Genomic DNA, 24,038 nt, shown 5'->3' on the forward strand with positions numbered 1-24,038 from the left:
CGCCATGAAAATCGCCGGTCGCAAAGTTCCCTTCACCGCCTATATCGGCGGCGTCATCGTCGTGCTGGCGCTGATCATGATCCTGTTCGCGCCCTGGATCGCGCCTTATCCGCAGACCAAGATCGTCGGTGGCGTCTGGGATACGCCCAATCCGCATGACTGGCTGGGCACGGACAGTATTGGCCGCGATATGCTGTCGCGTCTTATCTATGGCGGCCGCACCTCGGTCAGCATCGCGCTGATCGCGACATGCCTGACCATGATCATCGGCGTCGGGCTTGGCTTTGTCGCGGCTTCCACCAGCAAGCTTGTCGACAATATCATCTCCCGCGTCGTCGATATTCTGCTTGCCATGCCGATCCTCATTTTCGGCCTCATGGTCTTCGCCGTGCTCGGCACCTCCATCCCGATCATGATCATCACCATTTCCGTGCTCGAATCGACGCGGGTATTTCGTCTGGCACGCGCCGTCGCCATGAACATCACGGTGATGGATTACGTGCAGGTCGCAAGACTGCGCGGAGAAGGCATCGGCTGGGTGATTTTTCGTGAAATCTTGCCGAACGCCTTGCCGCCGCTGGTCGCGGAATTCGGCCTGCGCTTCTGCTTCACCTTCCTGTTCATCGCCTCCCTGAGCTTCCTGGGCTTGGGCATTCAACCGCCGGCGGCGGATTGGGGCAGCATGGTGCATGACAATGCCCAGGCCATCGCCTTCGGCGGCTATGCGCCGCTATTCCCCGCAGGCGCTATCGCCATTGTCACCATCGGCGTCAATCTGGTGGTCGATTGGCTGCTCTCCATCCACGCTTTGCCGGCCGGCGCCGGCGCGGAGATCTGAGGCATGAGCGCCGCCAAAAACGACATGCTTCTGCAAATTCGGGGATTGCGCATCGAGGCCAGCAACGGCGCGGTGCTGACGGACGGCATCGATCTTGACCTGCGGCGGGGCGAGGTTCTGGGGTTGATCGGGGAATCGGGCGCCGGCAAATCGACGCTGGGCCTGGCGCCGCTGGTCTATGCACGGGCCGGTTGCAGCATTACCGGCGGCGAGATTTTGCTGGCGGGGCAAGATCTGCGCAAGCTCGACACCAATGGTCGCCGCAGCCTGCGCGGCGTGCGCGTGGCCTATGTCGCGCAAAGTGCCGCTGCCGCCTTCAACCCGTCCATGACCCTGATGGCGCAGGTCTGCGAGGGGCCGATCCGCCATGGGCTGATGAACCGCCGTGAGGCGGAGGCCAAGGCGATCGAGCTTTTCGCGGCCCTCGACCTCCCGGAACCGAAAACCTTCGGCCAGCGCTATCCGCATGAAGCCTCGGGCGGGCAGTTGCAGCGCGCCATGGCCGCCATGGCCATGTCCTGTCAGCCGGATCTGCTGGTGCTGGATGAGCCGACAACGGCGCTGGACGTGACGACGCAGATCGAGGTTCTGGCCAAGCTGCGCGAGCTGATCCACGAGCATAATACGGCTGCCCTTTACGTGACGCATGATCTGTCGGTCGTGGCGCAGATCGCCGATCGCATCATGGTGTTGCGCCACGGCAAAATGGTGGAGACCGGCACCACCAACGACATTCTGATGACGCCGCGCGAGGCCTATACGACAGCGCTGGTGGCGGAACGCAAGGCCGCGATGAGCGGTCATGGCGTGGCGGAGGCGGCACGCGGGGAGACGGTGCTGACGGTCGATGACGTGACCATCAAATACGGACCAGTGACGGCGGTAAAGAACATCTCCTTTACAGTCAGCCGTGGAGAGACGGTGGCGGTGGTCGGTGAATCAGGGTCAGGCAAATCGACGCTCGCCTATGCCGCCATCGGGCAGATCGAGGCAGCGGGCGGCGCCTTTCGCTTCGGTCAGGCCGCATTGCCGCCGTCCTTCAAAAAACGCAGCCTGGAACAACGTCAGCGCATTCAGCTGATCTATCAGCTGCCCGATATCGCGCTCAATCCACGCCAGAAGATCAGCGATATCCTCGGCCGGCCCGTCGCCTTCTTCGAAAAGCTGTCGGGTGCGGCGGTGAAGGCGCGGGTGGCCGAGCTGCTGACCCTGGTCGGTCTGCCGCTCGATTATACCGAGCGCTTTCCGGGCCAGCTCTCGGGTGGGCAGAAGCAGCGTATCTGTATCGCCCGCGCTTTGGCGGCGCGGCCGGAACTGGTCATCTGCGATGAGGTGACATCCGCACTCGATCCCCTGGTCGCCGAAGACATTCTAAAACTGCTCAAGCAGCTGCAGGATGAGCTGGGCGTGTCATACCTGTTCATCACCCATGATCTCGGCACCGTGAAGCGCATCGCGCATCGCGTCGTCGTCATGCTCAAAGGACAGATGGTGGCGGAAGGTGCGACATCGGACATTTTCGAGACGCCGCCGGACGATTACACCAGGAAGCTGCTGCTGTCGGTGCCGGAAATGCGCACCGATTGGCTGGATGAGGCTTTGACCAGGCGCGATATCTGGCGCGCTGGTCCCGCAGCCTTGCCGGCATAAGACAGCGGTTCTTTTTGTAAAAAGAACCAAAAACTTTTTTCGATGAGTGAGTGGGCTGATGGCTATAACATTGACCGAGCATCTATTCGTGCCGCTGAGCGACGGCACGCGGCTGGCCGCGCGTCTCTGGCTGCCGGAGGGGGCAGAGGCCAAGCCCGTGCCGGCCATCCTGGAATATATTCCCTATCGCAAGCGCGACGGCACCCGCGCGCGGGATGAGCCGATGCATGGCTATTTCGCGGCGCAGGGCTATGCCGTCCTGCGCGTCGATATGCGTGGCTCCGGTGAATCGGACGGGTTGCTGGATGACGAATACATCAAGCTTGAGCAGGATGACGCGCTGGAGGTGATCGCCTGGTTGGCCGAGCAGAGCTGGTGTGACGGCGCTGTCGGCATGATGGGTAAAAGCTGGGGTGGCTTCAATTGTCTGCAGGTCGCCATGCGCCGGCCGCCGGCCCTGAAGGCGATCCTGACCGTGTGTTCCACAACCGACCGCTTCGCCAATGACATCCATTACATGGGCGGTGGTCTGCTCAACGATAACCTGTGGTGGGGTGCGATCATGCTCGCCTTCCAGGCGCGCCCGGCGGACCCGCTGCTGCGCGGCGATGACTGGCGCGCGCAATGGATCGAGCGTCTGAACCATATGCCCTTCTGGCCCGCACTTTGGCTCGCCCATCAGCGGCGGGACGCCTATTGGAAACATGGCTCGGTCTGCGAGGACTGGAACGCCATTCAATGCCCGGTCATGGCGGTCGGCGGCTGGGCCGACAGCTATACCAATGCGGTGCCGGAATTGCTGGAACATCTGACTGTGCCGCGTCTGGGCCTGCTCGGTCCCTGGGCGCATATCTATCCGCAGGACGGCGTGCCGACGCCCGCCATCGGCTTCCTGCAAGAAGCGACGCGCTGGTGGGATCATTGGCTGAAGGGCGAGGATCGCGGCATCATGGCCGAGCCCATGCTGCGCGCGTTTGTGGAGGATGGGCAAAGCCCGGTCTCCTCCAGCAAACCCGCTTCCGAAGGCCGTTGGCGCGGTGAGGCTTTTTGGCCGAGCACTGCGATTGCCGACACGGCATTTTATCCGCAATCGGGCGGTACAATCTCCAGCCAAGCAGGCGCGGGGACAACCAGCATTCGGTCGCCGCTCTATACCGGCACGGCCTGCGGGGAATGGATGGGTACCGGGGTGATCGGCGACATGCCGGGCGACCAGCGCATCGATGACGGGTTGTCCCTGACATTCGATAGCGCGCCGCTGACCGAGGATTGCGAAATTCTGGGCCAGCCCGTCATCGACCTGCTGTTGAGCAGCGACAGACCGCTGGCACAGATGGCGGTGCGTCTATGCGATGTATCGCCAGACGGCGCCAGCCAGCGCATCAGTTACGGCGTGCTCAACCTCGCGCATCGGGACGGATCGGAAGACCCGAAGCCGATGGTGGTGGGGCAAGCGACACCCATCCGCATAAAACTGAAGATGTGCGGTCATCGCTTCGCGTCCGGCCATCGCATCCGCTTCGCGATTTCGACTGCCTATTGGCCGATCCTTTGGCCGGCACCGGAAGCCGCGACCTTGTCGGTCGATCTCGCGGGCAGCCGCTTCACCCTGCCGGTGCGGGCGCGCGATGCTGTGCCGCTGCCGGTGTCATTTGCCGAACCGGCGCATGGTCCCTTCGCGCCGATCACGCAACTCAGCCAAAGCAAGCTTGGCCGCAGCGTCAGCATCGACACGCTCACCGATACGGCGACCTATATGACGGTGGGCGAGGGCGGGTTGTTCGGTGAGGGCGTCTTCCGTTTCGATGAGATCGATCTCACGCTCGATCACGGCCTCAATCGCACACTCACCGTGCAGGCGGATGATCCGCTCTCGGCGCGCTCATCGATCTCGCAGTATTTCGATCTGGGGCGTGAGGGCTGGCAGATTCGCATCGAGACGGAGACAGCCATGACCGGCACGGCGGATGAATTCCATCTGACCGGCTCGGTTCGCGCCTTCGAAAACGGTGAACTGGTCGTGGAACGCCTCTACGACCAGTCCTTCCCGCGGGATCATCTGTAAGACGTCAGCGCAACCGGCCGGAGGCGATGAGGGCTGCCAGCGGCGCCGGCAGCGTGCAATCCTCCGGCACCTCAGGCGCGGGCTTGGCCACACCCAGGCCGATATGCATGGGAATGGTGCCGGCCCAGACCGGAAAATCGCTTTCCACCGCGTCGCCGGGTCCGCCGGTCCGCGCCTTCATCACCGCCTCGTCGATCTCCATCCATAGGACGGAGGTCGCCTTCAACTCCTGCGTGGTCATCGGCCGCAGCGTCTCCCACCGGCCGGGAAACAACCCGTCCGTGAAATGCTGCAGCGCTGCCGCGGCTTCTTCCGCGTCTTCGATCTTCTGCGCCGTGCCGAAGGCCATGACGGAGCGATAATTGACCGAGTGGTTGAAGGCCGAGCGGGCCAGCACATAACCGTCCATCAGGCTGACGGTGATGCAGACCGGCATGCCTTCGGACTGGCGCAGGAAGCGGCTGGCGGCCGACCCATGCCAATAGATGCGGTTGCCGACGCGCCAATGCAGCGTCGGCGTCACATAGGGCGCGCCGTCGATGACATAGCCGACATGGCAGAGCGGGGCGGCGTCCAGCAGCGCGTAGACGGCGTCCTTGTCGTAGCTGCCGCGGTGATGTTCGCGCCGCACGCGGCTGCGATTGGTGACGGGAAAGCGCGGGTCGGTCTCGGCGTCAGACATGGCGAGGCTCCTTGATCCTTCGCAGCTTGGACCATTTGCGGTATGGTGGATAACGCCAGTTTCAAGAAAATGAGCAGACCAGTTGGTAACGGACGCCAAGACGGCCCTTGTCTCCATCGACCGCGCTGCGGGTGATCTGGAAGGCCAACTCTATAGGGCCTTGCGCGGGCGCATTCTGGCCCGGGTTTTGCCAGCCGAAGCAAGGCTTCCCTCCACACGCCAGCTTGCCCTGTCACTTGGCCTCGCGCGGTCCACGGTCGTCAGTGCTTATGGGCGGTTGAAGGCGGAAGGCTATCTGACCAGCTTGGCCGGCGGGGCGAGCCGTGTGGCGGCCATCGCCTCTCCGGGTGTCGCTGTGGTTCAGCCGACGCCCGCTATCAGCGCGGCCGCCGCTTTGCCGTTGCTGCCTTTGACGCCGGGCGTGCCCGATCTGGCGTCATTCCCGACAGCGATCTGGGGACGGCTGTTGGCGGCCCGCGCGCGTCGCGTCTCGGCGGCCGACCTCGGCTATGGCGCGCCACTGGGCCTGCCAGCGCTGGCGGAAGCGATCCTGGCCCATATCGCGGTCAGCCGTGGCGTGGTGGCGGACCCCGATCAGTTGGTTTTGTTTCCCTCCACTCGGGCGGCGATCGGCCTGCTGGCGCGCCTAGCCTTGCGCGATGCGGCGCCCGGCCATCATGCAGCCTGGATGGAAGAGCCCGGTTATCTCAGCGCCCGGCAGATCCTGCAGGATGCGGGGGCTGATCTGGTCCCGGTTCCGGTCGATGAAGCCGGGATGAATGTGGATTCGGCATCAGGCGCAGCGTCGCCAAAACTGATCTATGTCACGCCCTCTCACCAATATCCGACCGGCATGACGATGAGCCTCGCGCGGCGGCTGGCCCTGCTGGCGGTCGCGCAAAGGACCGGTGCACTCATTCTGGAAGACGATTACGACAGCGAATTCCAGTTCGATGGGCGGCCGATCGCGGCTTTGCAAGGGATCGATCAATCGGGCGTCGTCGCCTATCTCGGCACCTTGTCCAAGGTTTTGGCGCCCGGCGTCCGGCTTGCCTATGCCATCGTGCCGCGCAGCTTGTTGCTTGCCGTGCAGCAGGCGGTGCGGTTGCAGGGCCTGTCGGTGCCGATCCATATCCAGGCTGCCTGTCTCGAATTTCTGCGCGAGGGACATTTCCGCGCGCATATCCGGCGGATGACGCCAATCTATGCTGCGCGCATGACAGCGTTCCGCGATACCGTGCAGTATTGTTGCGGGGATGCCATCGCAACCGGACCCGGCACCGGCGGTTTGCAACTCGCTTTGTGGTTCAGGGACGAAGCGAAGGATGATGAGGCTATAGTGCAAAGGCTGCGATCCCAGGGCTATGGTCCGCAGGCGCTGTCCTCCATGCATCTGGCGAAAGGACGGCCAGGGTTGCTGTGCGGCATTGCGGGCCTGCACGCGGACAAGGCCGAGCATGCGGCGCGCGCCATCGCGGCGGCTCATCAGGAGCAAAGATTAATCAACGGCGCAGCATCTTAATGCCGATAGAACCAAAAAGGGCCATCTCAACAGCGCATTCAGTGGTTGGTACTGGGCGTTAAGCCGCTTAGACAGGTCGTAACAAAACCCTTTCGAGAGCGCTCCCATGGCAAACCAGGTCGTTTCCTCTGGCCAAACGTCCAGTTCCCTGGTCGCGACATCCAATAGCCCGATTATCGTTTCCAGCGGCGGCGAGACGCTCTCCTCCTTCATTCAAAGCGGCGGAACCGAGGTCGTCTTTCTCGGCGGCGTCAGTTCGGATGCCATCATTTCCAGCGGTGGAAACGTCGTTTTGAAATTCTCTCTCGCGGCGGCGATGAGCGTTTCACGACAATTTCCGCAGGCGGTTCGCAGGCGGTCGATTTCGGCGGTGTCGCGAGCTTCACGACCGTCGCGGCCGAGGGCACTGAGACGGTTTTCAGCGGCGGTACCGCGATCGATACGACGATCAGCGACGGCCGGATGGTGCTGAGCGCCGGCGCTGTTACGACGCAAGGGATCACCTTCGCCGGCAATGACGGTACGCTCGACATTGTGGACAGTTCCTCGCTGCCGACAACCACCATCTCGGGCTTCGCTTTGGGCGACAGTATCGGCCTCGATTTCCTCGCCTACTCCTCCAGCGAAAGCCTATCGGTTTCCGGCGATACGGTCACGGTTTCGGCCGGCGACACAAGTTTTGCGCTGACCATCGCGGGCGCATCCGATACCGGGATGGTGCTTGAGCGAGAGAGCGACGGCACGGCGGCCATTGTGGTCTGCTACTATCCTGGCACCCGCATCCGCACGCCGAGCGGCGATGTCGCTGTCCAAGACTTGGCCTTGGCTGATCTGGTGATGACGGCGGCGGGGCTTGCCATGCCTATCCGCTGGATCGGCCGCAATACCGTCTCCACCCGTTTCGCCGATCCGCTGCGCGTCCTGCCCATTCGGATCTGTGCGGGTGCGCTGGCGGAGGGATTGCCGGAGCGTGACCTGCTGGTCTCACCCGCGCATGCGGTGCTCGTGGATGGGATTCTGGTCCAGGCCGGCGCGCTGGTAAACGGCACTTCCATCATCCGTGAAACGAATGTGCCCGAGACTTTCACGTATTTCCATGTCGAATTGTCCGAGCATGCGCTGATCCTGGCCGAAGGCGTTCTTGCCGAGACCTTCGTTGACAACATCGCACGCACGGCCTTTGACAATTGGGCCGAGCATGAAGCGCTTTACGGAGAGGAACCGATCACCGAGATGCCGTTCCCCCGTGCGCAATCACGCCGCCAGGTGTCGGCGCAGACGATGGAACGCCTGCGCGCCCGGGCGGTGGCGCTAATGGATCGCCCTCAAAGCGCTGCCTGAGGGCTGTCCATCTGTTTGATGCCGGCGATCAGGATATCGACCACCCGCAGAGCCGCAGCCTGCCAACCGGGTCCGGCGCTGGTATTATAGGCGACGCCGACCAGCGCCATCATCAGATCCATAGGTTCCGCATCCGGCCGGATGGCGCCATCGGCCTTGCAGCGGTCCAACAGCAGCGCGATCGCATTCGTGATGAGCGGGCCCGATGCCGCATAAAGCTCGGTCGTGCCGCCGGCGAGCGAATTGAGTGCCGAGGCCATGATTTTCTTGGCGCCGATATAATCCACGAATAACCGCATCCAGGCGCGCAGCGCGTCCAGCGGCGGGTGGCTGTCCAGCAGCTCGGCGGCGGCCCCGGCCAATTGCCCGACCTCGCGGCGATAGACATCGGCGATGATCGCATCCCGGTTCGGGAAATGGCGGTAGAGCGTGCCGATGCCCACACCGGTACGGCGTGCGATCTCCTCCAGACTGACATCCGGCCCCTGCGCGGCAAAGGCGTCCTTGGCGACCGAGAGCAGCTTCTCTCGGTTGCGCTGGCTGTCGGCGCGGGGCTTACGGATGGGGGCAGGGGGCGTCACGGCAAAATCTCTCTTGATAAACGGAGGGTTCCTCCGTATATAAAGCGGAGACATCCTCCGTTTACACCATGCGTGCCGTTTAGGCAAAAACTTTGCCTGTCATCGGGCGCATGCGGCGGATGCATCAACCGGGTCTCATTGAGACCGGATAACAACAGGAGGCCAGGATGGCTCAACAATTTGGCGCGACCTCGACCACGGAAGACGTGTTGGCGGGTGTCGATCTGACCGGCAAGCGCGTGCTCGTCACCGGCGTTTCGGCGGGTCTGGGGATCGAAACGGCGCGTGCGCTGGCAGCCCATGGCGCGACCGTCGTCGGCACGGTGCGCGACATCGAAAAGGGTCAGACGGCGACCGCCGGCATTCCCGGCATCACGCTGGTGCAGATGGATCTGGCCTCGCTCGCCAGCATTCGCGCGGCGGCGGACAAACTGGTCGCCGACGGCAAACCGCTTGACCTCATCATCGCCAATGCCGGCGTCATGGCTTGCCCGAAAAGCGTCACGGCGGATGGGTTCGAGATGCAGTTCGGGACCAATCACCTGGGGCATTTCGTTTTCGTCAATCGCATTGCCTCCCTGCTGCAGCCGGGCGGAAGGCTGGTCAATCTTTCCTCGGCCGGCCATCGCTTTTCCGATGTGAACCTGGAAGACCCGAATTTCGAGCATACGGATTACACGGAATTCGGCGCCTATGGCCGATCCAAGACGGCGAATATCCTGTTCGCGGTGGAATTCGATCGGCGGCACAAGGCGCGCGGCGTGCGCGCGACGGCCGTGCATCCCGGTGGCATTCAGACCGAACTCGGCCGTCATCTGGCCGATGGTACGATCGAAGCGATGATCAAGCAGATCAACGAAACCAACGCGGCCAGCGGTCAGCCGGCTTTTGCGTGGAAGACGATCCCGCAGGGGGCGGCGACCTCCGTCTGGGCCGGTGTCGTGGCAAAGGCCGAGGATGTCGGCGGTCTGTATTGCGAGGACTGCCATGTCGCTCTTCCGTCCGAGGAGGAGGGTCTGCGCGGTGGCGTGCGCGGCTACGCGCTCGATGCCGATAGTGCGCGTGCGCTTTGGGCAAAGAGCGAAGCGATGGTCGGCGAGCGTTTCTAAGATCGATCGTTCAAAGTCAGCGTGGTAGATCGCTCCTGCATACCAGTCTTCATTCATAACTATTGCATTAATATTTGATAAGGCAAAAATTATTCTAAAATAAAATCATAATTGCAAATCCTTTTCTTAACATCGGATGAGGATTTGCAATCGTGGCATCTCTTAGACTATGCCGGGACCGTCAATATTCCAGCATAGGAAGACGATAGGCTTGTCCTCGACCCAAAAGCAGAAAATCGCGTTCATCCTTGCGGCCACGGATCACGGTACCATGATCCTCAACCGTTTGGACGTTCAATATCGAGATGGCGGCCTATACGGTGTTGGCGGCGAAATCCTCGCCTTTGGGGCCTTCGATGGCGGCACGGGCGCGCGCATCGGCCAGTTGATTCAGGCGCGCCGTAAGCGATGTGGCGATGGCGTGGTCGTGATCGACTGCGGTGCCAATATCGGCGTGCTGACCGTCGAATGGGCCAAAATGATGCAAGGCTGGGGAAGTGTCATCGCCATCGAGGCGCAGGAACGCATATTCTACGCCCTGGCCGGAAATGTAGCACTGAACAATTGCTTCAACGCCCGTGTTCTCAACGTCGCCGCGGGCGCGGAAGAGGGCGTCATTGAGGTCGCACTCCCCGACTACACCATGCCGGCCAATTTTGGCGGGCTGGAGCTTCGGTAGCACCAGAATATGGAATGGATCGGGCAGGATCTTCTTCAAGACGCCAGGTCAACGCGGATCAAATGCATCACGCTTGATTCGCTGGAGCTTCCGCGTGTCGATTTCCTTAAGATCGACGTTGAAGGCATGGAACTGGAAGTATTGCAAGGCGCCATGAAATACATGGCCATGCGCCCCATCGTCTATGTCGAGCACACCAAGGTCGGTCGAGATAAGCTGCAGGCATTTTTCGAACAATTCGGCTATGTCATGTTCGCCCAAGGCATGAACATGGTCGCGATCCACCCGGAAGATCCCGTCTATCAGGATATAACGATCGTCAAATAGTTCTCTGTCATGTCGCGCGAGGGCGATTGCCTTTCCGGCGTCTGTCAGTTGTAGCGCGCGATTGCATAATCCTCGCGCGCGAGGTCAGTCTTCTGGCCTTCCATGACCTGGGCGATATGCCGGGCGGAGCCGCAGCTCATGGTCCAGCCCAGCGTGCCGTGGCCGGTATTGAGATAAAGGCCGCGGATAGGGGTCTCGCCGATCACCGGTGTGCCGTCCGGGGTCATCGGGCGCAGACCGGACCAGAAGGAGGCTTTCGTCAGATCGCCGCCGGGGAAAAGATCGCTCACCGAATGTTCCAGCGTGCGGCGGCGCGCGACCGGCAGGTCGGTCGTGAAGCCGGAAATCTCGGCCATGCCGCCCACGCGAATACGATCACCCAAGCGCGTGATGGCAATCTTGTAGCTCTCATCCATGACGGTCGAGTCCGGAGCGCGTGACACATCGGCGATGGGGATTGTGAGCGAATAGCCCTTCACCGGATAAACCGGCAGCTTGATGCCGAAGCGACGCAGCATGAAGGGCGAATAGCTGCCGAGGCAGACGACGACGGAATCGGTCGGGATCACACCACGGTCGGTGGCGACGGATTCGACCTTGCCGCCTGACGTCACGATCTCCTTGATGCTGCTGCCATAGACGAAGCTGACACCGAGCAATTTGGCTTTCTCGGCCAGCTCATTGGTGAATTTGAAACAGTCGCCCGTTTCATCGGTCGGTGTCAGCAGGCCGCCCTTGATCTTGTGACGGACATGGGCGAGCGCGGGCTCAATACGCACACAGCCATCGGCATCGACCACTTCGTAAGGCACGCCGTCGGCGGCCAGAGCCTTCACGTCTTTCGCCATGGCCTCGACCTGCTCGTCCTTGCGGAATAGCTGCAGCGTGCCCTTCATACCGCCGTCATAGGCGATGCCTGTCTCGGCCCGCAATTCGGCCAGCGCTTCCCGGGAAAGATCGGACAGGCGCAGCATGCGACCCTTGTTGACCGCGTAACGCTCGGCCGAGCAATTGGCGAGCATCTTGATCAGCCAAGTGATCATCGCCCAATCAGGCTTGGGCCGCAGGATGAGCGGCGCATGCTCCTCGAACAGCCATTTCAGGGCTTTCATCGGAATGCCGGGCGCGGCCCAGGGACCGCAATAGCCGAAGGAGACCTGGCCGGCATTGGCGAAACTGGTTTCCAGCGCCGGCCCTGCCTGACGGTCGATAACCGTCACGCTATGGCCGGCCTTGGCGAGTTGATAGGCCGTGGTGACACCGACCACACCGGCGCCGAGAACAGTGATCTTCATGCTGCGTCCAAAGGTCAGAGTGTCAGCGATAGTCCCGGCGGTAACGATGGCCGAGGCTGGTCAGAATTTCATAGGCGATGGTGCCGGCATCTTCCGCCAGCATTTCCAGCGTCTGATGCGGGCCGATGACCTCCACCAGACTGCCAAGATCAAGTGCGCCCTCCGGCAGATCGGAAATATCGACCGTCATGCTGTCCATGGAAACGCGGCCGACGATCGGCAGGCGCTGGCCTTGGAGATAGACGGCGCCGCGGCTGCTGAGGGAGCGGCGAAGCCCGTCCGCATAGCCGGCGGCGAGCGTGGCCAGCCGCGTCTCACCGGTCGTCACATGCGTGCCGCTATAGCCGACGGCGGCGCCGGCTGGCACGGTATGGGTCTGCACCACGGCGATGGAGAGGCTGACGACCGGCTCCATCGGGTTCGCGCTGCCGGCATGGGGGGCGCCGCCATAAAGCGCGATGCCAGGGCGGGCGAGGGCGCCGTGATAGTCGGCCCCCATCAGCACGCCGCCGGAATTGGCGAAGCACAGCGGCAGCGGCGCGAATTCCGCAGCCACCTTCCGCATCTCATCCAGCTGGGCTTGGTTTTGCGCGCTGTCAGGTTCATCGGCCGAAGCCAAGTGGCTCATGACATACAGGATCTCGATCTCGGGGCTGTTCTGGATGTCGGCATGCAGCGCGATGCGGTCGGATGGCGAAAAACCCAGGCGGGACATGCCGGTATCGAATTGCAGCAAAGCCGGCAGACGCTGACCTTCGATCTTCGCCTGTGCGCGCCAGCGGGCAAGCTGGGCGAAGGAATTGATCACGGGAATGCAATGGGCGGCGGCGACAGCGGCTTCCGCACCCGGCAGCAAGCCGTTCAGCACGACAAGACGCGCATCATCCGGCAGATGGGGGCGCAGTGCGATCGCTTCGCCGGCATGGGCGACAAAGAAGTGGCGGCAGCCGGCCTCCGCCAGCGCTTCCGCGACCCGCGCGGCACCGAGGCCGTAAGCATCGGCTTTGACGACGGCCGAGACTTCGGCCGGTGCGGCCATGGCGACCAGCCGCGCGTAATTCCGGGCAAGCGCGCCAAGGTCGATCGTCAGGTAACCGGGATAGCCTAAGGTTTCGGCATTCATCAGGCTGCGCCAGTCAATGCTGTCCATTTCTGTTCCGGTTCGACTCTGTGCATCATCAGGTTAGGACAGGAATCGCGGAAATTCCCACGAATTTGTGCTTGAAAATGCGAATGAACCGTGCGGATTAGAAGGAACTGCGAAGGTTTGGAATATTCTGCATGACATCGCTATGACATCGGTGGATGCCATCGACCGCAACATCCTGCGGCTGCTGCGCGTGAATGCCCGTATGAGCAACGCTGCGCTGGCGCAGGAGGTCGGGCTTTCACCCTCAGCCTGCCTGCGGCGGATCAAATTGCTGGAAAATGCCGGGGTCATTCGCGGCTATACGGCGCTGGTCGAAACCGGGGCGAGCGAGCAGGGGATTGCCGTTCTGATCAATATCACGCTGGACCGGCAGACCGAGGAATACCTCAACCGGTTCGAACAAGCGGTGCGCAAACATCCTGAAATTCAGGAATGCTATCTCATGACGGGTGGTTCGGATTACTTCCTGCGTGTGGAAGTGGCGAGTGCCGGCGCGTTCGAGCGCATCCATAAGGAGGTGCTCTCAACCTTGCCCGGTGTCTCGCGCATCCATTCCAGTTTTTCGATCAAGAACGTGCTGGCGACAAGGTCGAAGGGTCGGCGCTGACAGGCCCTCTCGTCCTGCGCGGCTTCATGCCGCGCATCTAGCCGCCCGGGTCAGGCGATCTCGTCTTCATTGGATAGGATCACGCTGCCTTGTAGATATCGGCTCTCAGGATTTCCATGAAGCGGGCCGGGGCGCCCAGCGGTTGGAATCCGAACTGACTGTAAAGGCCATGGGCGTCGGATGTCAGCAACAGATGCCGCCGCAACCCCTGCAATTCAGGATGGCTTATGATGCTTTGCATCAGGCATTTGGACAGGCCCTGTCCGCGATGGCCGTCCAGCACGAAGACATCGGCGATCAGCGCAAAGGTTGACTTGTCGGTCACAACGCGCGCGAGGCCGACCTGCGTGTCGGCGTGGTACAGGCCGAAGCAGAGCGAGTTCGCCATCGCGCGCTCCACCACATCGCGCGGCACGCCCTGCGACCAGTAGCTTTCCGCCGTCAGGTAATGGTGGATCACCTCAAGGTCGAGGCGCGCGGGATCGGTCGAGATCTCGTATCCCGCTGGTAGCGTCATCATGGTCATAGGTCGCGTCTTCGTTCGGACCGGCAGCGATACTGCCGGTCCTTGGAAAAAGACTCAGGCGGCGCGCTTCAGCGCGTCACCCAGGATGGAGACGAGGGTCGCGATTTCCGTGCGTTCGATGATCAGCGGCGGGGAGAGGGCGATGATATCGCCGGTCACGCGGATGAGCAGGCCCTTGTTGAAGCAATCGACGAAGACGTCATAGGCGCGGGCACCCGGCGCACCGGCGCGGGGGGCAAGCTCCACGGCGCCGACCAGGCCCAGATTGCGGATATCGACGACGTTCGGATGATCCTTCAAGGAATGAAGGGCGGCTTCCCATTCCGGCGCGATTTCGGCAGCGCGGGTGAGCAGGCCTTCTTCCTCGTAGATTTCCATCGTCGCGAGGCCTGCGGCGCAGGCGACCGGATGGCCCGAATAGGTATAGCCGTGGAATAGCTCTATGGCGTTTTCCGGCCCGGTCATCATGCCGTCATAGACATGGCGGCCGGCGAAGACCGCGCCCATCGGCAGGCTGCCATTGGTGATGCCCTTGGCGGTGGTGATCAGATCCGGCACCACGCCGAAGAAATCGGTGGCGAAGGGCTTGCCGAGGCGACCGAAGCCGGTGATGACCTCATCGAAAATCAGCAGGATGCCGTGCTTGGTGGCGATGGCGCGCAGACGCTCCAGATAGCCTTTCGGCGGCAGGATGACGCCGGCCGAGCCGGACATCGGCTCCACCACCACGGCCGCGATGGTCTCGGCGCCATGCAGGGCGACCAGACGCTCCAGATCGTCAGCCAGATCCGCGCCCTGTTCCGGCATGCCCTTGGTGAAGGCGTTGCGCTCCACATCCAGCGTATGGCGCATATGGTCGGCCGGGATCTGCGGGAACATGCGGCGGTTGTTGACGAGGCCACCGACCGAGATGCCGCCGAAGCCGACACCGTGATAGCCCTTCTCGCGCCCGATGACGCGGGTGCGGGTGCCCTGGCCGATGGCGCGCTGATAGGCGATGGCGATCTTCAGCGCGGTATCGATCGATTCCGAACCCGAGCCGGTGAAAAAGATGCGGTCCAGCTTCGCGTCCGGGCCGCCCGGCGCCATGGAGGCAAGCTTCGCCGCGAAGTCGAATACGATGGGGTGGCCCATCTGGAAGGTGGGGGCGAAATCAAGGCTCATGAGCTGACGCTGCACAGCGTCCGCGATCTTGCGGCGGCCGTGGCCGGCATTGCAGCACCAAAGGCCGGCGGTGCCGTCCATGACCTTATTGCCGTCGACATCCGTGTAATACATGCCTTCCGCGCCGGCGAGCAGGCGGGGCGCCGCCTTGAACTGCCGATTGGCGGTGAAGGGCATCCAGAAATTGTCGAGGACAGGCGCGTTGGGGGCGATGTGATTCATGGAGCACTCCGATGCAGATGTCTTATCCTCGCGCCTTTCGGTGTGTCGGAACAAGTCTCTTTCTTTGAGACAGTAAGTCATTGAAAAAATTAGGGTGATCAAGGTAAGTGTTCGAGATATCGAACAGCTAAAACGGGAGCTATGCGGTGACGGTCGATATCGGTGGTAGGCTTCGCTACCTGCGCATGGCGCACAATCTGTCGCAGCGGGAATTGGCGAAGCGCGCCGGGGTGACGAATTCCACCATCTCGCTCATCGAATCCAATGCCACCAACCCGTCCGTGGGTGCGCTGAAGCGCATTACGGACGCGATCCCGATCGGCCTGGCGGAATTCTTTTCCTTCGAGCCGGATCGGCCAAGGCAGGCTTTCTATACGGCCGAGGATCTGACCGAGATCGGCAAAGGGCCGATCTCCTACCGTCAGGTGGGTCATAACCTGTTCGGGCGCAGCCTGCAGATTCTCAAGGAATGCTATCAGCCCGGCGCGGATACGGGAAAGATCCCGCTGACCCATGACGGGGAGGAGGGCGGTATCGTCCTATCCGGCCGGCTGGAAGTAACGGTCGAGGATGAGCGGCGGATTTTAGGGCCGGGTGACGCCTATTACTTCGACAGTCGCCGTCCGCATCGGTTTCGTTGTGTGGGGGCCTCAGTATGCGAGGTCATTAGCGCTTGTACACCGCCGAGTTTTTGATAATGAAATGCAAACCAGAAGCGAGAGAAGCAGCGGTGTTTGGCCGACGGCGATAACGGCCGTGTTGGGGGGGAGCGGTCATTGAGGTTATCAGCCGGATATGTCCGCTTCGCGCCCATGGCGGTCATTCCGATGCTCCGGCTAATCGCCCAACAGCGGACATACCTATGACTAGAAGCCTTAAGAGCGGCTGGGACGGCCTAGCACCCAGCGTCGTCATTCGGCGGACACTTCCACGCCCCTGGAATCTGCCATTCGTTCATGATCTGCCGGGTTATGTAGGAGGACCAAGCCTGAAAATTACTGCGGATTGCAGTGAAGAGATCGCGATTTCCGCTTTGCCATTTCTTTATCGCGTGACAGGCTTAACTGCAGTCTAGCGCTAACGCCAAAATCACGCCAAAATTTTAGAAAGTCGAAGCCGGAAGGAAATCAGAATTGTGACGAGCATACTGGGCAAGCCTCTGATCAGCAGCGTTAATTTTCCGAGGAAGGGCGGAAGGCCATGAAGGCTGTTAAGTTACTCGTCGACGTTGGCAGCGTCGGTATGGGATCAGCAAGGGGTGCTTCCAACCTCTGCGGATCCTTGCGTGGGGCCGCTGGCGTTGTCACGGCATCAGGCGATGCTCGCTCTGTACTTCCATACGAATCAGATATTTTCAATCCTTGCATACGTGTCGGAAAGCTTTTCATGCGGGTTATGCTAGGTATAATGGCTATGAAGCATTGAGGTGGCACATGGATTTAGGAAAGAAGATCGCTCAGGTTACCGTCGAAGGCCTGCAAGACATCTTCGATTATGCTGTGACCTTCCCAGAAGGAGCTGATACTATTATCCTTATTGCGCCGAATGGGTTTGGCAAAACGGCGCTCCTTTCTTTGTTGAAAGATTGCGTAACTCTTAACCTGCGAAGAGTCGCGAGTCATACGTTCAAGCAGCTTGAAATTGAGTTTCAAGACAAAACAAAATGGAAGTTCATCAGGTCTTTCGACGGAGACCGTCTTCGAAGCGAAGATTTGCGCCGTAGACGGGCTCAAGAAGAAGCATTGTGGTTATCTTCACGTCATGCTCACTTTCCTGAAGATGCCCGCGTGGTTTCGTTTAAAAGGTTTGATAAATCTGGAAAAGAGGTTGAGGAAAAACTGCCGGACTTTGACAAGATAAATCCACGGGTCTTGGCCAGAGCCTTAGATCGACTTCCCTTTTTAAATACGCTGTCAACGTCTCTAGTTAGAGACATGCGTAATGGCGAAAGTATGTCCGTTGCGGACGCCTTTAGAAACAATTTCTTAGAGATAAAATCTAATCCCGCAATCAGGGAAATGCTAGCGATTTCTTCTCCATCGGCAGTATGGGAAGGCATTCCAGAAATTAGGTGCGTATTTATTGAAACACAGAGATTGCTTTACTCAAAATCTGCCCAGGAGGATGGTGAGAAGCAGACTTCGCAGGAAGAAATTACCAGGCAAGCACAAAGCCTGTCCGCTCTCCTGCACAAAAACTACTCCGACTATGCTGCGACCTCCCAGGCGCTTGATAGATCGTTTCCCAACAGATTAATTGCTCGTGCACGGGAGGGAGTTACGACTAACACAGACGAGCTGCGAAATTCGCTTATAGATGTAGAGAAGAAAAGAGCTGCATTAACAGAAGCTGGTATTCTTGTCGAACAGGCGGATACAATTATTGCTACTGATGATGAGCTCTTACCAAAGGTTGTTGACGCCCTTCAGATATATGTTGAAGACTCGCAAAAAAAGTTAAGTACGTACAACGAGATATATCCAAAGATATCTGTATTCAGAGAACTCATGGCTAGCAAGCTCAAGCCAAAGAAATTGTCAATAGGACGAGAATTTGGTGCGGCTGTATCGCGAGACAAAAGCCCCCTGAAACTTGAAGGGCTAAGTTCTGGAGAGAAACATGAGTTCATCATGCTGTTTAAGCTAATATTTGAGACACCTAGCGAGTCACTTGTTCTCATCGACGAGCCCGAGATATCGCTACATGTTGTGTGGCAGCTCGAATTCATGTCGGACCTACGCCGCATTCAATCAGCAAATCCTTTTCAGAGCATAATCGCAACTCACTCTCCGCAAATATTTCAGGGATTTAAGCACCTGCTTGTTGACCTTGCGGATCAGGTGAAATGAATTCTGTCGACAGGCATATAAATGCAGAGGGCAAAGCCGCTACGCTACTAGCAATGCGCAGTGCGCGAAAGGAGGTGCTTCTCGTTGTCGAGGGCGACACAGACGTTGATCTCTTCTCAAATGTGCTGAGCATTCCACGATCCAATATATTAAGCTGCAATGGCAAAGAAACGTTAATGTTAGTATACAGTATGGGGCCACAAAAGGGGATAGATGCTGGGTCAATATTCGTGAAAGATAGAGATAATGATCAGATTTCATCAGGCGTCAATAACGGCGTGCTAATTGTTGTAACTCAGTTATATGATATAGAGATGGAGCTTCTCAAAAAAAGGCTTTTTGCCCGTATTCTGTCGGAGTTCCTCAAAGAGCCGCTGGCACCCGTCCGGGTAGAGATGGAATTTGAAAAGCTATGCCGAGCCGCATCGTATATCGGAGCTATACGACTTTACTCTCAGCGGAATGATATTAACCTAGACTTTGATGACCTTAAGTACACGAAGTTTATTGAGCCCTTTGACATGAGTGTAAACCTTGAAGAATCGCTGCGCTATATTTTTGCTAAATCAAAAGTAGCTCTTGTGGACAAGAACGCTATTCAGCAGGTCATAAAAAATCTGATGGCGGAAAAGCCGGCGGTGGAGATTGTATGCAGCAAGGAATTTCTAGACATTCTGCACCTGTCTCTATCCAGACACTATGACGCCTGCCCCTCAGGGGAGTGCGTCCCAAGCATTCTCGGTAGGACAATTCGCATATCCGCGATCCACGATGACCTAAAGGGGATGACAATGTATCAACCACTAAAAGCCCATGTGGCAGCATGCGGATACCCGTGGGTCGGTGCGCCCTTATAATACACTTTAGGCCGGGCGCCCCGTGGTTAGGTAGTCTCGCAAAACACAATACATCTCACGCTCTCCCGATGAGGCCTCTTATGGACCGCTCCGAGCCTCATCGCTGAGTTGGAAAAATTTAAGTCGGCAGGTAGTGATAGAAAGTGCGCAAGCAAGACATCGATCGCCGCTGATACTTGCCACGACCCTCCGGCTGAACTGTGTCATCCCGTAGTCCCTTGCGAACAGCGTCCGCTTTCTAGGCCAGATCGCCAATAGCTGCCGGACGGCTATCGGCCCAAACTCGACATAGTGGCTGCGTTGCCTAATATCTTAGTTGGGTCGAAGGCCGCCATCCGAATCAGTTTTATCTCTAACGCGACAGATCGTCCCCGCATCATCGCCTTGTCCCAGCGTTCATCGCCGACTCGCATTGATGACCAGCGAACGCCTTCCAACAGAAACCCCAGCCGCTCATAGATGCGGATGGCGGCTGTGCTCCAGGTATAGGCATTCAATTCCAGCCCTTCGATCTGCGCAACTACCCTCGTCTGACAGCCATTGCCGTCACCTCAACGCGCATGGCGGGGTCGGCCAGTGCGCTAACGCCGACGGCGCAGCGAACGGGATAGGGCTTGGCGAAGAAGCGGCAATAGACTTCGTTGAAAGCCGGACGGTCTTCCATATCCGTCATGTAGATCGTCAGATGAATGACGTCTTCCAGGCTGCTGCCGCATTTTTCGAGCGAAGTCTTGAGGCTCATCAAGGTGAGTTCGCTTTGTGCGGTAATATCGCCGTCAAGACCCATGCTGCCGTCCGCATGCATGGGAACCTGGGTCGTGACCAGCAGGTTGCCGATGCCGGACACATCCGAGGAAATGGCGTCCTCATCCGTATCGGGCAGGAAAAACGGCGCATTCGCATTCGTCATGAATTGTCTCATCTGGCTCAAGGATAGGGCGCCAATCTGTCGCGGATGACATAGGCGCGGGCGGCCGGCGGATAAACCAGCGAGAACGGCGCGGCATGCTGCGGCTGGCAGAAGGATGCGGGCCTTGTCCAGAAGCAGACTTCAGGTCCGCGCGGCTTGAAAGCGGCCCAGCTTGGCTGGGCGCAGGCGCCGAGCGTGAAGCCGGCCGGAATCTCGATCCCTCCCTTATGCGCGACGATGGCATCCGCATAGGCCGCTCCCGTCGCATCCGTAAACTGCGTCGGCCCGCCGAAGACCGATATGATCGGCCAGAAACCTCTGTCCAGTGATGCGATCGCCACCAGGCAGGGGTTATGGGTCGCCAATTCCGCGTAGAGACCCGAGGCGCTTTGCTGCCATCCCAGCAGCCTGAAGAATGACGGGCTCAGATAAGGTCCCGTGAGCAGAAGTATGACAATCAGCGCGTTGCGGCTTGTCTTGCCTGTCTGCCAGACACCGGCAAGTCCGATGCCGGCCAGGGGCACAAGCAGCACGACGGCGGGGAATATGAAACGGAAATCCTTATGCGCAATCAAACTATGTTCCGCGATGATGACCAGCGCCACCCATCCTGCCAAAGGGAAGTTTTTTGCGCCGCGCCAGGCAAGCCAGGCGAGGGGGATTGCGCCCCACAGCCAAACATAGAGCAGTTCAAGCGGGTAATAGACCGGCGAGGCGGCGCCGAAAGATCCCCGGGCGATGCCGACAACGAGGTTGAGATAAGGATCGAGCCAAAAGCTGCGGAATGGCTCGCCCCAGGTGAACCAGTCCAGCATGCCAGCGGCGATGACCGGAAGCAGTGCGATGCCGACGGCGAAAATCCAGTTTTTAAGATGGCGCGCGCAGAGATAGATCCCGATGATGGCGATCGCCGGCGCCATTTGCTCGCGCAAGACAAAGGTCATGCCGAGCAGAAATCCTGAGGTCAGAAGACGGGCTTGGCTTGGTGACCGTCGGTGCAGGAAGGCCAGGTAAAGCGCCGGCATCAGCGTATAGGCGGCGAGAGCATCCTCCAGCGGATGGGGCGCCATCATCCAGAAGTCAGGCCATACGGCGGCCAGCAGGCCCGCAAACCAGGCGCCGCGATGCCCCTGCGACAGCTGTCCCCAACGGACCGCGCACCAGACGACGGACAAGGATCCGATGCTGCACAAAACGCGGATCAGCACGAGGCCGAACAGTGGCGAAGGGCTTAACCACCGGGCGACCTCCATGGGAACCGCGAGCACCAGGGGGATCAGCCAGGAGCGCAATCCGACCTGAAACTCCCAAGGCACATAGCCTTGGTGAAACACCAGCCGATGGGCCTGTTCGATATATTGGTACAGCTCGTCGGCCGCGTAATAGGTCTGCAGGCCAAAGGCGGCCAGCAGGCGCGGCACCAGCGCGACCGCGAGGCAGCACAGTAAAGGATGGGGCGCCAGCCGCGATCGGGCGGCCGTGACCCAGCCCGATAGGGTCGATCCGAGCGAGCGGTTCATCAAGATTCCAGGTGGTTAAGGGATAAATGGCCGCTGTCAGAGCGATCCCTCTATCATCCTAAAGCGCTTTCGCGAAGCGCAGCCCGTCATAGATCGCGGCGTGGATATTGCGGCTGGCGACGGCATCGCCGATGCGAAACAGCCGGAATTGTCCGGCCGGATTGCGCAAGCTTTCCTGCGGCTGTCCCGCTACCAGCGCTTCGTAATCGACGGCGCCGAGATTGAGGGAGGCCGGTTTCAGCGCCTCATACAGCGTCTCATCCGGCAGGGTGCCGTGATCGACGACGATCTGGTCCACCCGCCTTTCGGTGATCGCGTCACCGTAATCGCTGCCGAGGGCGGCCACCAGTTCATTGCCCTCGCGCCTCGCCGAGACCAGGCGGGTATTGATGGTGATGCGCACGCCCCGCTGCTGAAAGCGGCGGGCGAAGGCCGCGTGGTTGAGCCCCCCCATCTCGGGCGCGAAGAAGCGCTCGGGCGTGACGATTTCGACCGATGATCCAGCCTCGGCCATCATCTCCGCCGCCTGCATGGCCGGATAGGCACCGTTATCGTCAAAGACCAGAACTCGCTCGGCCGGTTTCACCTGGCCTGAGAGAATATCCCAGGCGGAGACGACCAGCGCATTGCCGTCACGCAGCACATCCGTATCCGGCAATCCGCCGGTCGCGAGGAAAATCACATCGGGCGCTGCGGCTTCGACATCGGCGGCCTCCGCATAGATGCCGAAGCGGATCTCCACGCCCAGCCGCTGCAATTCCTGTACGCGCCAGTCGATGATGCCGATCAGGTCCCGTCGCCGGGCGTGGCGGGTGGCGAGCAATACCTGCCCGCCGGGCTTGTCACTCGCTTCCCAGACCGTCACCCCATGGCCGCGCTCGGCCGCGACGCGTGCGGCCTCAAGCCCGGCCGGGCCGGCGCCCACCACCAGCACGCGTTTCAGCGCGCCTGTGCTTTTCGCGATGACATGCGGCATCGACGCCTCACGGCCCGTAGCCGCGTTGTGGACGCAAAGCGCGTCTTGCCCTTCATAGATGCGGTCCAGGCAATAGGTGGCGCCGACGCAGGGGCGGATGCGGTCTTCCTGACCGCTGAGGATTTTTTTGACGATATGCGGATCGGCGATATGGGCGCGGGTCATGCCGACCATATCGAGCTTGCCCTCCGCGATCGCGTGGCGGGCGGTCGCGACATCGGCGATGCGGGCAGCGTGAAACACCGGAATCTCAGCTGCGGCGCGCACCTCTCCGGCAAAATCCAGGCTGGGTGCGGAGCGCATGCCCATGACCGGGATGACATCGACCAGGGCATTGTCGGTATCGATATGACCGCGAATGATGTTCAGGAAATCGACCATGCCGCTGGCCTTGAAGCGACGCGCGATCGCCAGACCGTCCTGGCGTGTCAGGCCCGTCTCCCAATCCTCATCGGCCACCATACGCAGCCCGATGATGAAATCGGGGCCGACGGCATGCCGCATCGCCTGCAACACACGGAGCGAGAAGCGCATGCGATTGTCGAGCGCGCCACCATAATCGTCATCGCGCCGATTGGTGGCGGGGGACCAGAATTGGTCCATCAAATGGCCGTAGGCCTCGATCTCGATCCCGTCCAGCCCGGCCGCCTGCATACGCTGGGCGCCGGCCGCGTAATCCGCGATGATGCGCTCGATATCCCAATCCTCGGCGGCTTTGGGGAAGGCGCGATGGGCTGCCTCTCGCACCCGCGACGGCGCCAGAACCGGCAACCAATCCGCCTTGTTCCAACCCGTGCGCCGGCCAAGATGCGTCAGCTGGATCATCACCGCCGTGCCATGCTCATGGCATTCATCCGTCAGGCGCTTCATCCATGGGACGATCTCATCGCGATAGGCGAGAAGATTGCCGAAGGCGGCGGGCGAATCCCGGCTGACGACGGCCGAGCCCGCCGTCATGGTCAGCGCGATGCCACCCTTCGCCTTCTCGACATGATAGAGCCGGTAACGCTCCTTCGGCATGCCGTCTTCGGAATAGGCGGGTTCGTGCGCCGTACTCATCACCCGGTTGCGCAGCGTCAGGTGTTTCAGCTGAAAGGGCTGCAGCAGCGGGTCAAGGGTAATGTCAGGCAAAGGCGGCGTTCCGTTTAAAGGTGGTTGGCTGTCGTGC

The 24,038-nt window shown here is 60.3% G+C and carries 21 protein-coding genes; 12 read left to right on the forward strand and 9 right to left on the reverse strand.

Going from position 1 to position 24,038, the window contains the following annotated elements:
• The first annotated feature begins 4 nt into the window (after positions 1-4).
• From ACELLULO517_RS15290 to ACELLULO517_RS15300, 3 genes are read left to right on the forward strand one after another with little or no spacing between them, the layout of a single operon-like run.
• Positions 5-838 (forward strand): ABC transporter permease, encoded by an 834-nt coding sequence (locus tag ACELLULO517_RS15290; protein WP_227308280.1) that lies wholly within the window; start codon positions 5-7, stop codon positions 836-838.
• 3 nt (positions 839-841) lie between these two features.
• The gene (locus ACELLULO517_RS15295) at positions 842-2,488 is read left to right on the forward strand and encodes an ABC transporter ATP-binding protein (RefSeq protein WP_227308281.1); all 1,647 of its coding nucleotides are present in this window, start codon (positions 842-844) and stop codon (positions 2,486-2,488) included.
• Positions 2,489-2,546: 58 nt separating this feature from the next.
• Entirely contained in the window at positions 2,547-4,553 is a 2,007-nt protein-coding gene (locus tag ACELLULO517_RS15300; RefSeq protein WP_227308282.1) for a CocE/NonD family hydrolase, read from the forward strand.
• 4 nt (positions 4,554-4,557) lie between these two features.
• Here ACELLULO517_RS15300 and ACELLULO517_RS15305 read toward each other — a convergent pair whose 3' ends face one another.
• Positions 4,558-5,235: a pyridoxamine 5'-phosphate oxidase family protein gene (locus tag ACELLULO517_RS15305; protein WP_227308283.1), complete on the reverse strand. Its 678-nt coding sequence runs from the start codon at positions 5,233-5,235 to the stop codon at positions 4,558-4,560.
• A gap of 82 nt (positions 5,236-5,317) precedes the next feature.
• Between ACELLULO517_RS15305 and pdxR the strand changes: the two genes are divergently transcribed.
• Both pdxR and ACELLULO517_RS28920 read left to right on the forward strand, forming a co-directional pair.
• Positions 5,318-6,757: a MocR-like pyridoxine biosynthesis transcription factor PdxR gene (pdxR, locus tag ACELLULO517_RS15310; RefSeq protein ID WP_227308284.1), complete on the forward strand. Its 1,440-nt coding sequence runs from the start codon at positions 5,318-5,320 to the stop codon at positions 6,755-6,757.
• A 333-nt stretch (positions 6,758-7,090) separates the two neighbouring features.
• On the forward strand, positions 7,091-8,098 hold the full coding sequence (locus ACELLULO517_RS28920) for a Hint domain-containing protein (protein WP_227308696.1): 1,008 nt from the start codon (positions 7,091-7,093) through the stop codon (positions 8,096-8,098).
• On the opposite strand, the gene ACELLULO517_RS15320 is transcribed toward ACELLULO517_RS28920, so the two are convergent.
• The gene (locus tag ACELLULO517_RS15320) at positions 8,083-8,679 is read right to left on the reverse strand and encodes a TetR/AcrR family transcriptional regulator (RefSeq protein WP_227308285.1); all 597 of its coding nucleotides are present in this window, start codon (positions 8,677-8,679) and stop codon (positions 8,083-8,085) included. The two genes, ACELLULO517_RS28920 and ACELLULO517_RS15320, sit on opposite strands and share 16 nt — an antisense overlap.
• A 167-nt stretch (positions 8,680-8,846) precedes the next feature.
• On the opposite strand from ACELLULO517_RS15320, the gene ACELLULO517_RS15325 reads away from it, so the two are divergent.
• The 3 genes from ACELLULO517_RS15325 to ACELLULO517_RS15335 all read left to right on the forward strand — a co-directional run bounded on the left by ACELLULO517_RS15325 (position 8,847) and on the right by ACELLULO517_RS15335 (position 10,794).
• A complete protein-coding gene (locus ACELLULO517_RS15325) occupies positions 8,847-9,788 on the forward strand; it encodes an SDR family NAD(P)-dependent oxidoreductase (protein WP_227308286.1) in 942 nt (313 codons plus the stop codon).
• A gap of 211 nt (positions 9,789-9,999) precedes the next feature.
• Entirely contained in the window at positions 10,000-10,467 is a 468-nt protein-coding gene (locus ACELLULO517_RS15330) for an FkbM family methyltransferase (protein WP_227308287.1), read from the forward strand.
• Between the two features lie 9 nt (positions 10,468-10,476).
• Positions 10,477-10,794: an FkbM family methyltransferase gene (locus ACELLULO517_RS15335; RefSeq protein ID WP_227308288.1), complete on the forward strand. Its 318-nt coding sequence runs from the start codon at positions 10,477-10,479 to the stop codon at positions 10,792-10,794.
• Between the two features lie 44 nt (positions 10,795-10,838).
• Here ACELLULO517_RS15335 and ACELLULO517_RS15340 read toward each other — a convergent pair whose 3' ends face one another.
• Both ACELLULO517_RS15340 and alr read right to left on the reverse strand, forming a co-directional pair.
• Positions 10,839-12,089, reverse strand: a complete 1,251-nt coding sequence (locus ACELLULO517_RS15340) for a D-amino acid dehydrogenase (protein ID WP_227308289.1) — start codon at positions 12,087-12,089, stop codon at positions 10,839-10,841.
• A 22-nt stretch (positions 12,090-12,111) separates the two neighbouring features.
• On the reverse strand, positions 12,112-13,239 hold the full coding sequence (gene alr / locus ACELLULO517_RS15345) for an alanine racemase (protein ID WP_227308290.1): 1,128 nt from the start codon (positions 13,237-13,239) through the stop codon (positions 12,112-12,114).
• Positions 13,240-13,381: 142 nt separating this feature from the next.
• On the opposite strand from alr, the gene ACELLULO517_RS15350 reads away from it, so the two are divergent.
• Positions 13,382-13,846, forward strand: coding sequence for an Lrp/AsnC family transcriptional regulator (locus ACELLULO517_RS15350; protein WP_227308291.1), 465 nt, complete (start codon positions 13,382-13,384; stop codon positions 13,844-13,846).
• Between the two features lie 79 nt (positions 13,847-13,925).
• Here ACELLULO517_RS15350 and ACELLULO517_RS15355 read toward each other — a convergent pair whose 3' ends face one another.
• Together ACELLULO517_RS15355 and ACELLULO517_RS15360 are read right to left on the reverse strand one after the other, a co-directional pair.
• The gene (locus ACELLULO517_RS15355) at positions 13,926-14,372 is read right to left on the reverse strand and encodes a GNAT family N-acetyltransferase (RefSeq protein WP_227308292.1); all 447 of its coding nucleotides are present in this window, start codon (positions 14,370-14,372) and stop codon (positions 13,926-13,928) included.
• Between the two features lie 54 nt (positions 14,373-14,426).
• Complete coding sequence (locus ACELLULO517_RS15360) at positions 14,427-15,758, reverse strand: aspartate aminotransferase family protein (RefSeq protein WP_227308293.1); 1,332 nt, start codon at positions 15,756-15,758, stop codon at positions 14,427-14,429.
• Positions 15,759-15,904: 146 nt separating this feature from the next.
• Here ACELLULO517_RS15360 and ACELLULO517_RS15365 point away from each other — a divergent pair, with 146 nt between their 5' ends.
• The 3 genes from ACELLULO517_RS15365 (at position 15,905) to ACELLULO517_RS15375 (ending at position 19,464) form a co-directional block, all read left to right on the forward strand.
• The gene (locus tag ACELLULO517_RS15365; RefSeq protein ID WP_227308294.1) at positions 15,905-16,453 is read left to right on the forward strand and encodes a cupin domain-containing protein; all 549 of its coding nucleotides are present in this window, start codon (positions 15,905-15,907) and stop codon (positions 16,451-16,453) included.
• 738 nt (positions 16,454-17,191) lie between these two features.
• Complete coding sequence (locus ACELLULO517_RS15370) at positions 17,192-18,607, forward strand: AAA family ATPase (protein WP_227308295.1); 1,416 nt, start codon at positions 17,192-17,194, stop codon at positions 18,605-18,607.
• A complete protein-coding gene (locus ACELLULO517_RS15375; protein ID WP_227308296.1) occupies positions 18,604-19,464 on the forward strand; it encodes a DUF4435 domain-containing protein in 861 nt (286 codons plus the stop codon). Before ACELLULO517_RS15370 ends, ACELLULO517_RS15375 begins: the two co-directional genes overlap by 4 nt.
• Before the next feature lie 520 nt (positions 19,465-19,984).
• Here the strand turns inward: ACELLULO517_RS15375 and ACELLULO517_RS15380 are convergent.
• Genes ACELLULO517_RS15380 through ACELLULO517_RS15390 form a run of 3 tightly spaced genes read right to left on the reverse strand, consistent with a single transcriptional unit; the run spans position 19,985 to position 24,001 of the window.
• The gene (locus ACELLULO517_RS15380; RefSeq protein ID WP_227308297.1) at positions 19,985-20,374 is read right to left on the reverse strand and encodes a RidA family protein; all 390 of its coding nucleotides are present in this window, start codon (positions 20,372-20,374) and stop codon (positions 19,985-19,987) included.
• 17 nt (positions 20,375-20,391) lie between these two features.
• The gene (locus ACELLULO517_RS15385) at positions 20,392-21,894 is read right to left on the reverse strand and encodes a glycosyltransferase family protein (RefSeq protein WP_227308298.1); all 1,503 of its coding nucleotides are present in this window, start codon (positions 21,892-21,894) and stop codon (positions 20,392-20,394) included.
• A gap of 58 nt (positions 21,895-21,952) precedes the next feature.
• Entirely contained in the window at positions 21,953-24,001 is a 2,049-nt protein-coding gene (locus ACELLULO517_RS15390) for an NADH:flavin oxidoreductase (protein ID WP_264481525.1), read from the reverse strand.
• Positions 24,002-24,038: the final 37 nt, after the last annotated feature.

Origin of the sequence: Acidisoma cellulosilyticum (genome assembly GCF_020621385.1) — a bacterium.
Taxonomy (GTDB): domain Bacteria; phylum Pseudomonadota; class Alphaproteobacteria; order Acetobacterales; family Acetobacteraceae; genus Acidisoma; species Acidisoma cellulosilyticum.

What these genes read in the sequence shown, in the direction of transcription:
- ACELLULO517_RS15325 (WP_227308286.1), top strand. Translation starts at nt 8,847, where the DNA reads ATGGCTCAACAATTTGGCGCGACCTCGACCACGGAAGACGTGTTGGCG.
- ACELLULO517_RS15375 (WP_227308296.1), top strand. Translation starts at nt 18,604, where the DNA reads ATGAATTCTGTCGACAGGCATATAAATGCAGAGGGCAAAGCCGCTACG.
- ACELLULO517_RS15385 (WP_227308298.1), bottom strand. Translation starts at nt 21,894, where the DNA reads ATGAACCGCTCGCTCGGATCGACCCTATCGGGCTGGGTCACGGCCGCC.
- ACELLULO517_RS15305 (WP_227308283.1), bottom strand. Translation starts at nt 5,235, where the DNA reads ATGTCTGACGCCGAGACCGACCCGCGCTTTCCCGTCACCAATCGCAGC.
- ACELLULO517_RS15380 (WP_227308297.1), bottom strand. Translation starts at nt 20,374, where the DNA reads ATGACGAATGCGAATGCGCCGTTTTTCCTGCCCGATACGGATGAGGAC.
- ACELLULO517_RS15290 (WP_227308280.1), top strand. Translation starts at nt 5, where the DNA reads ATGAAAATCGCCGGTCGCAAAGTTCCCTTCACCGCCTATATCGGCGGC.
- ACELLULO517_RS15335 (WP_227308288.1), top strand. Translation starts at nt 10,477, where the DNA reads ATGGAATGGATCGGGCAGGATCTTCTTCAAGACGCCAGGTCAACGCGG.
- ACELLULO517_RS15340 (WP_227308289.1), bottom strand. Translation starts at nt 12,089, where the DNA reads ATGAAGATCACTGTTCTCGGCGCCGGTGTGGTCGGTGTCACCACGGCC.
- ACELLULO517_RS15295 (WP_227308281.1), top strand. Translation starts at nt 842, where the DNA reads ATGAGCGCCGCCAAAAACGACATGCTTCTGCAAATTCGGGGATTGCGC.
- ACELLULO517_RS15355 (WP_227308292.1), bottom strand. Translation starts at nt 14,372, where the DNA reads ATGACCATGATGACGCTACCAGCGGGATACGAGATCTCGACCGATCCC.
- ACELLULO517_RS15360 (WP_227308293.1), bottom strand. Translation starts at nt 15,758, where the DNA reads ATGAATCACATCGCCCCCAACGCGCCTGTCCTCGACAATTTCTGGATG.
- ACELLULO517_RS15300 (WP_227308282.1), top strand. Translation starts at nt 2,547, where the DNA reads ATGGCTATAACATTGACCGAGCATCTATTCGTGCCGCTGAGCGACGGC.
- ACELLULO517_RS15370 (WP_227308295.1), top strand. Translation starts at nt 17,192, where the DNA reads ATGGATTTAGGAAAGAAGATCGCTCAGGTTACCGTCGAAGGCCTGCAA.
- alr (WP_227308290.1), bottom strand. Translation starts at nt 13,239, where the DNA reads ATGGACAGCATTGACTGGCGCAGCCTGATGAATGCCGAAACCTTAGGC.
- ACELLULO517_RS15350 (WP_227308291.1), top strand. Translation starts at nt 13,382, where the DNA reads ATGACATCGGTGGATGCCATCGACCGCAACATCCTGCGGCTGCTGCGC.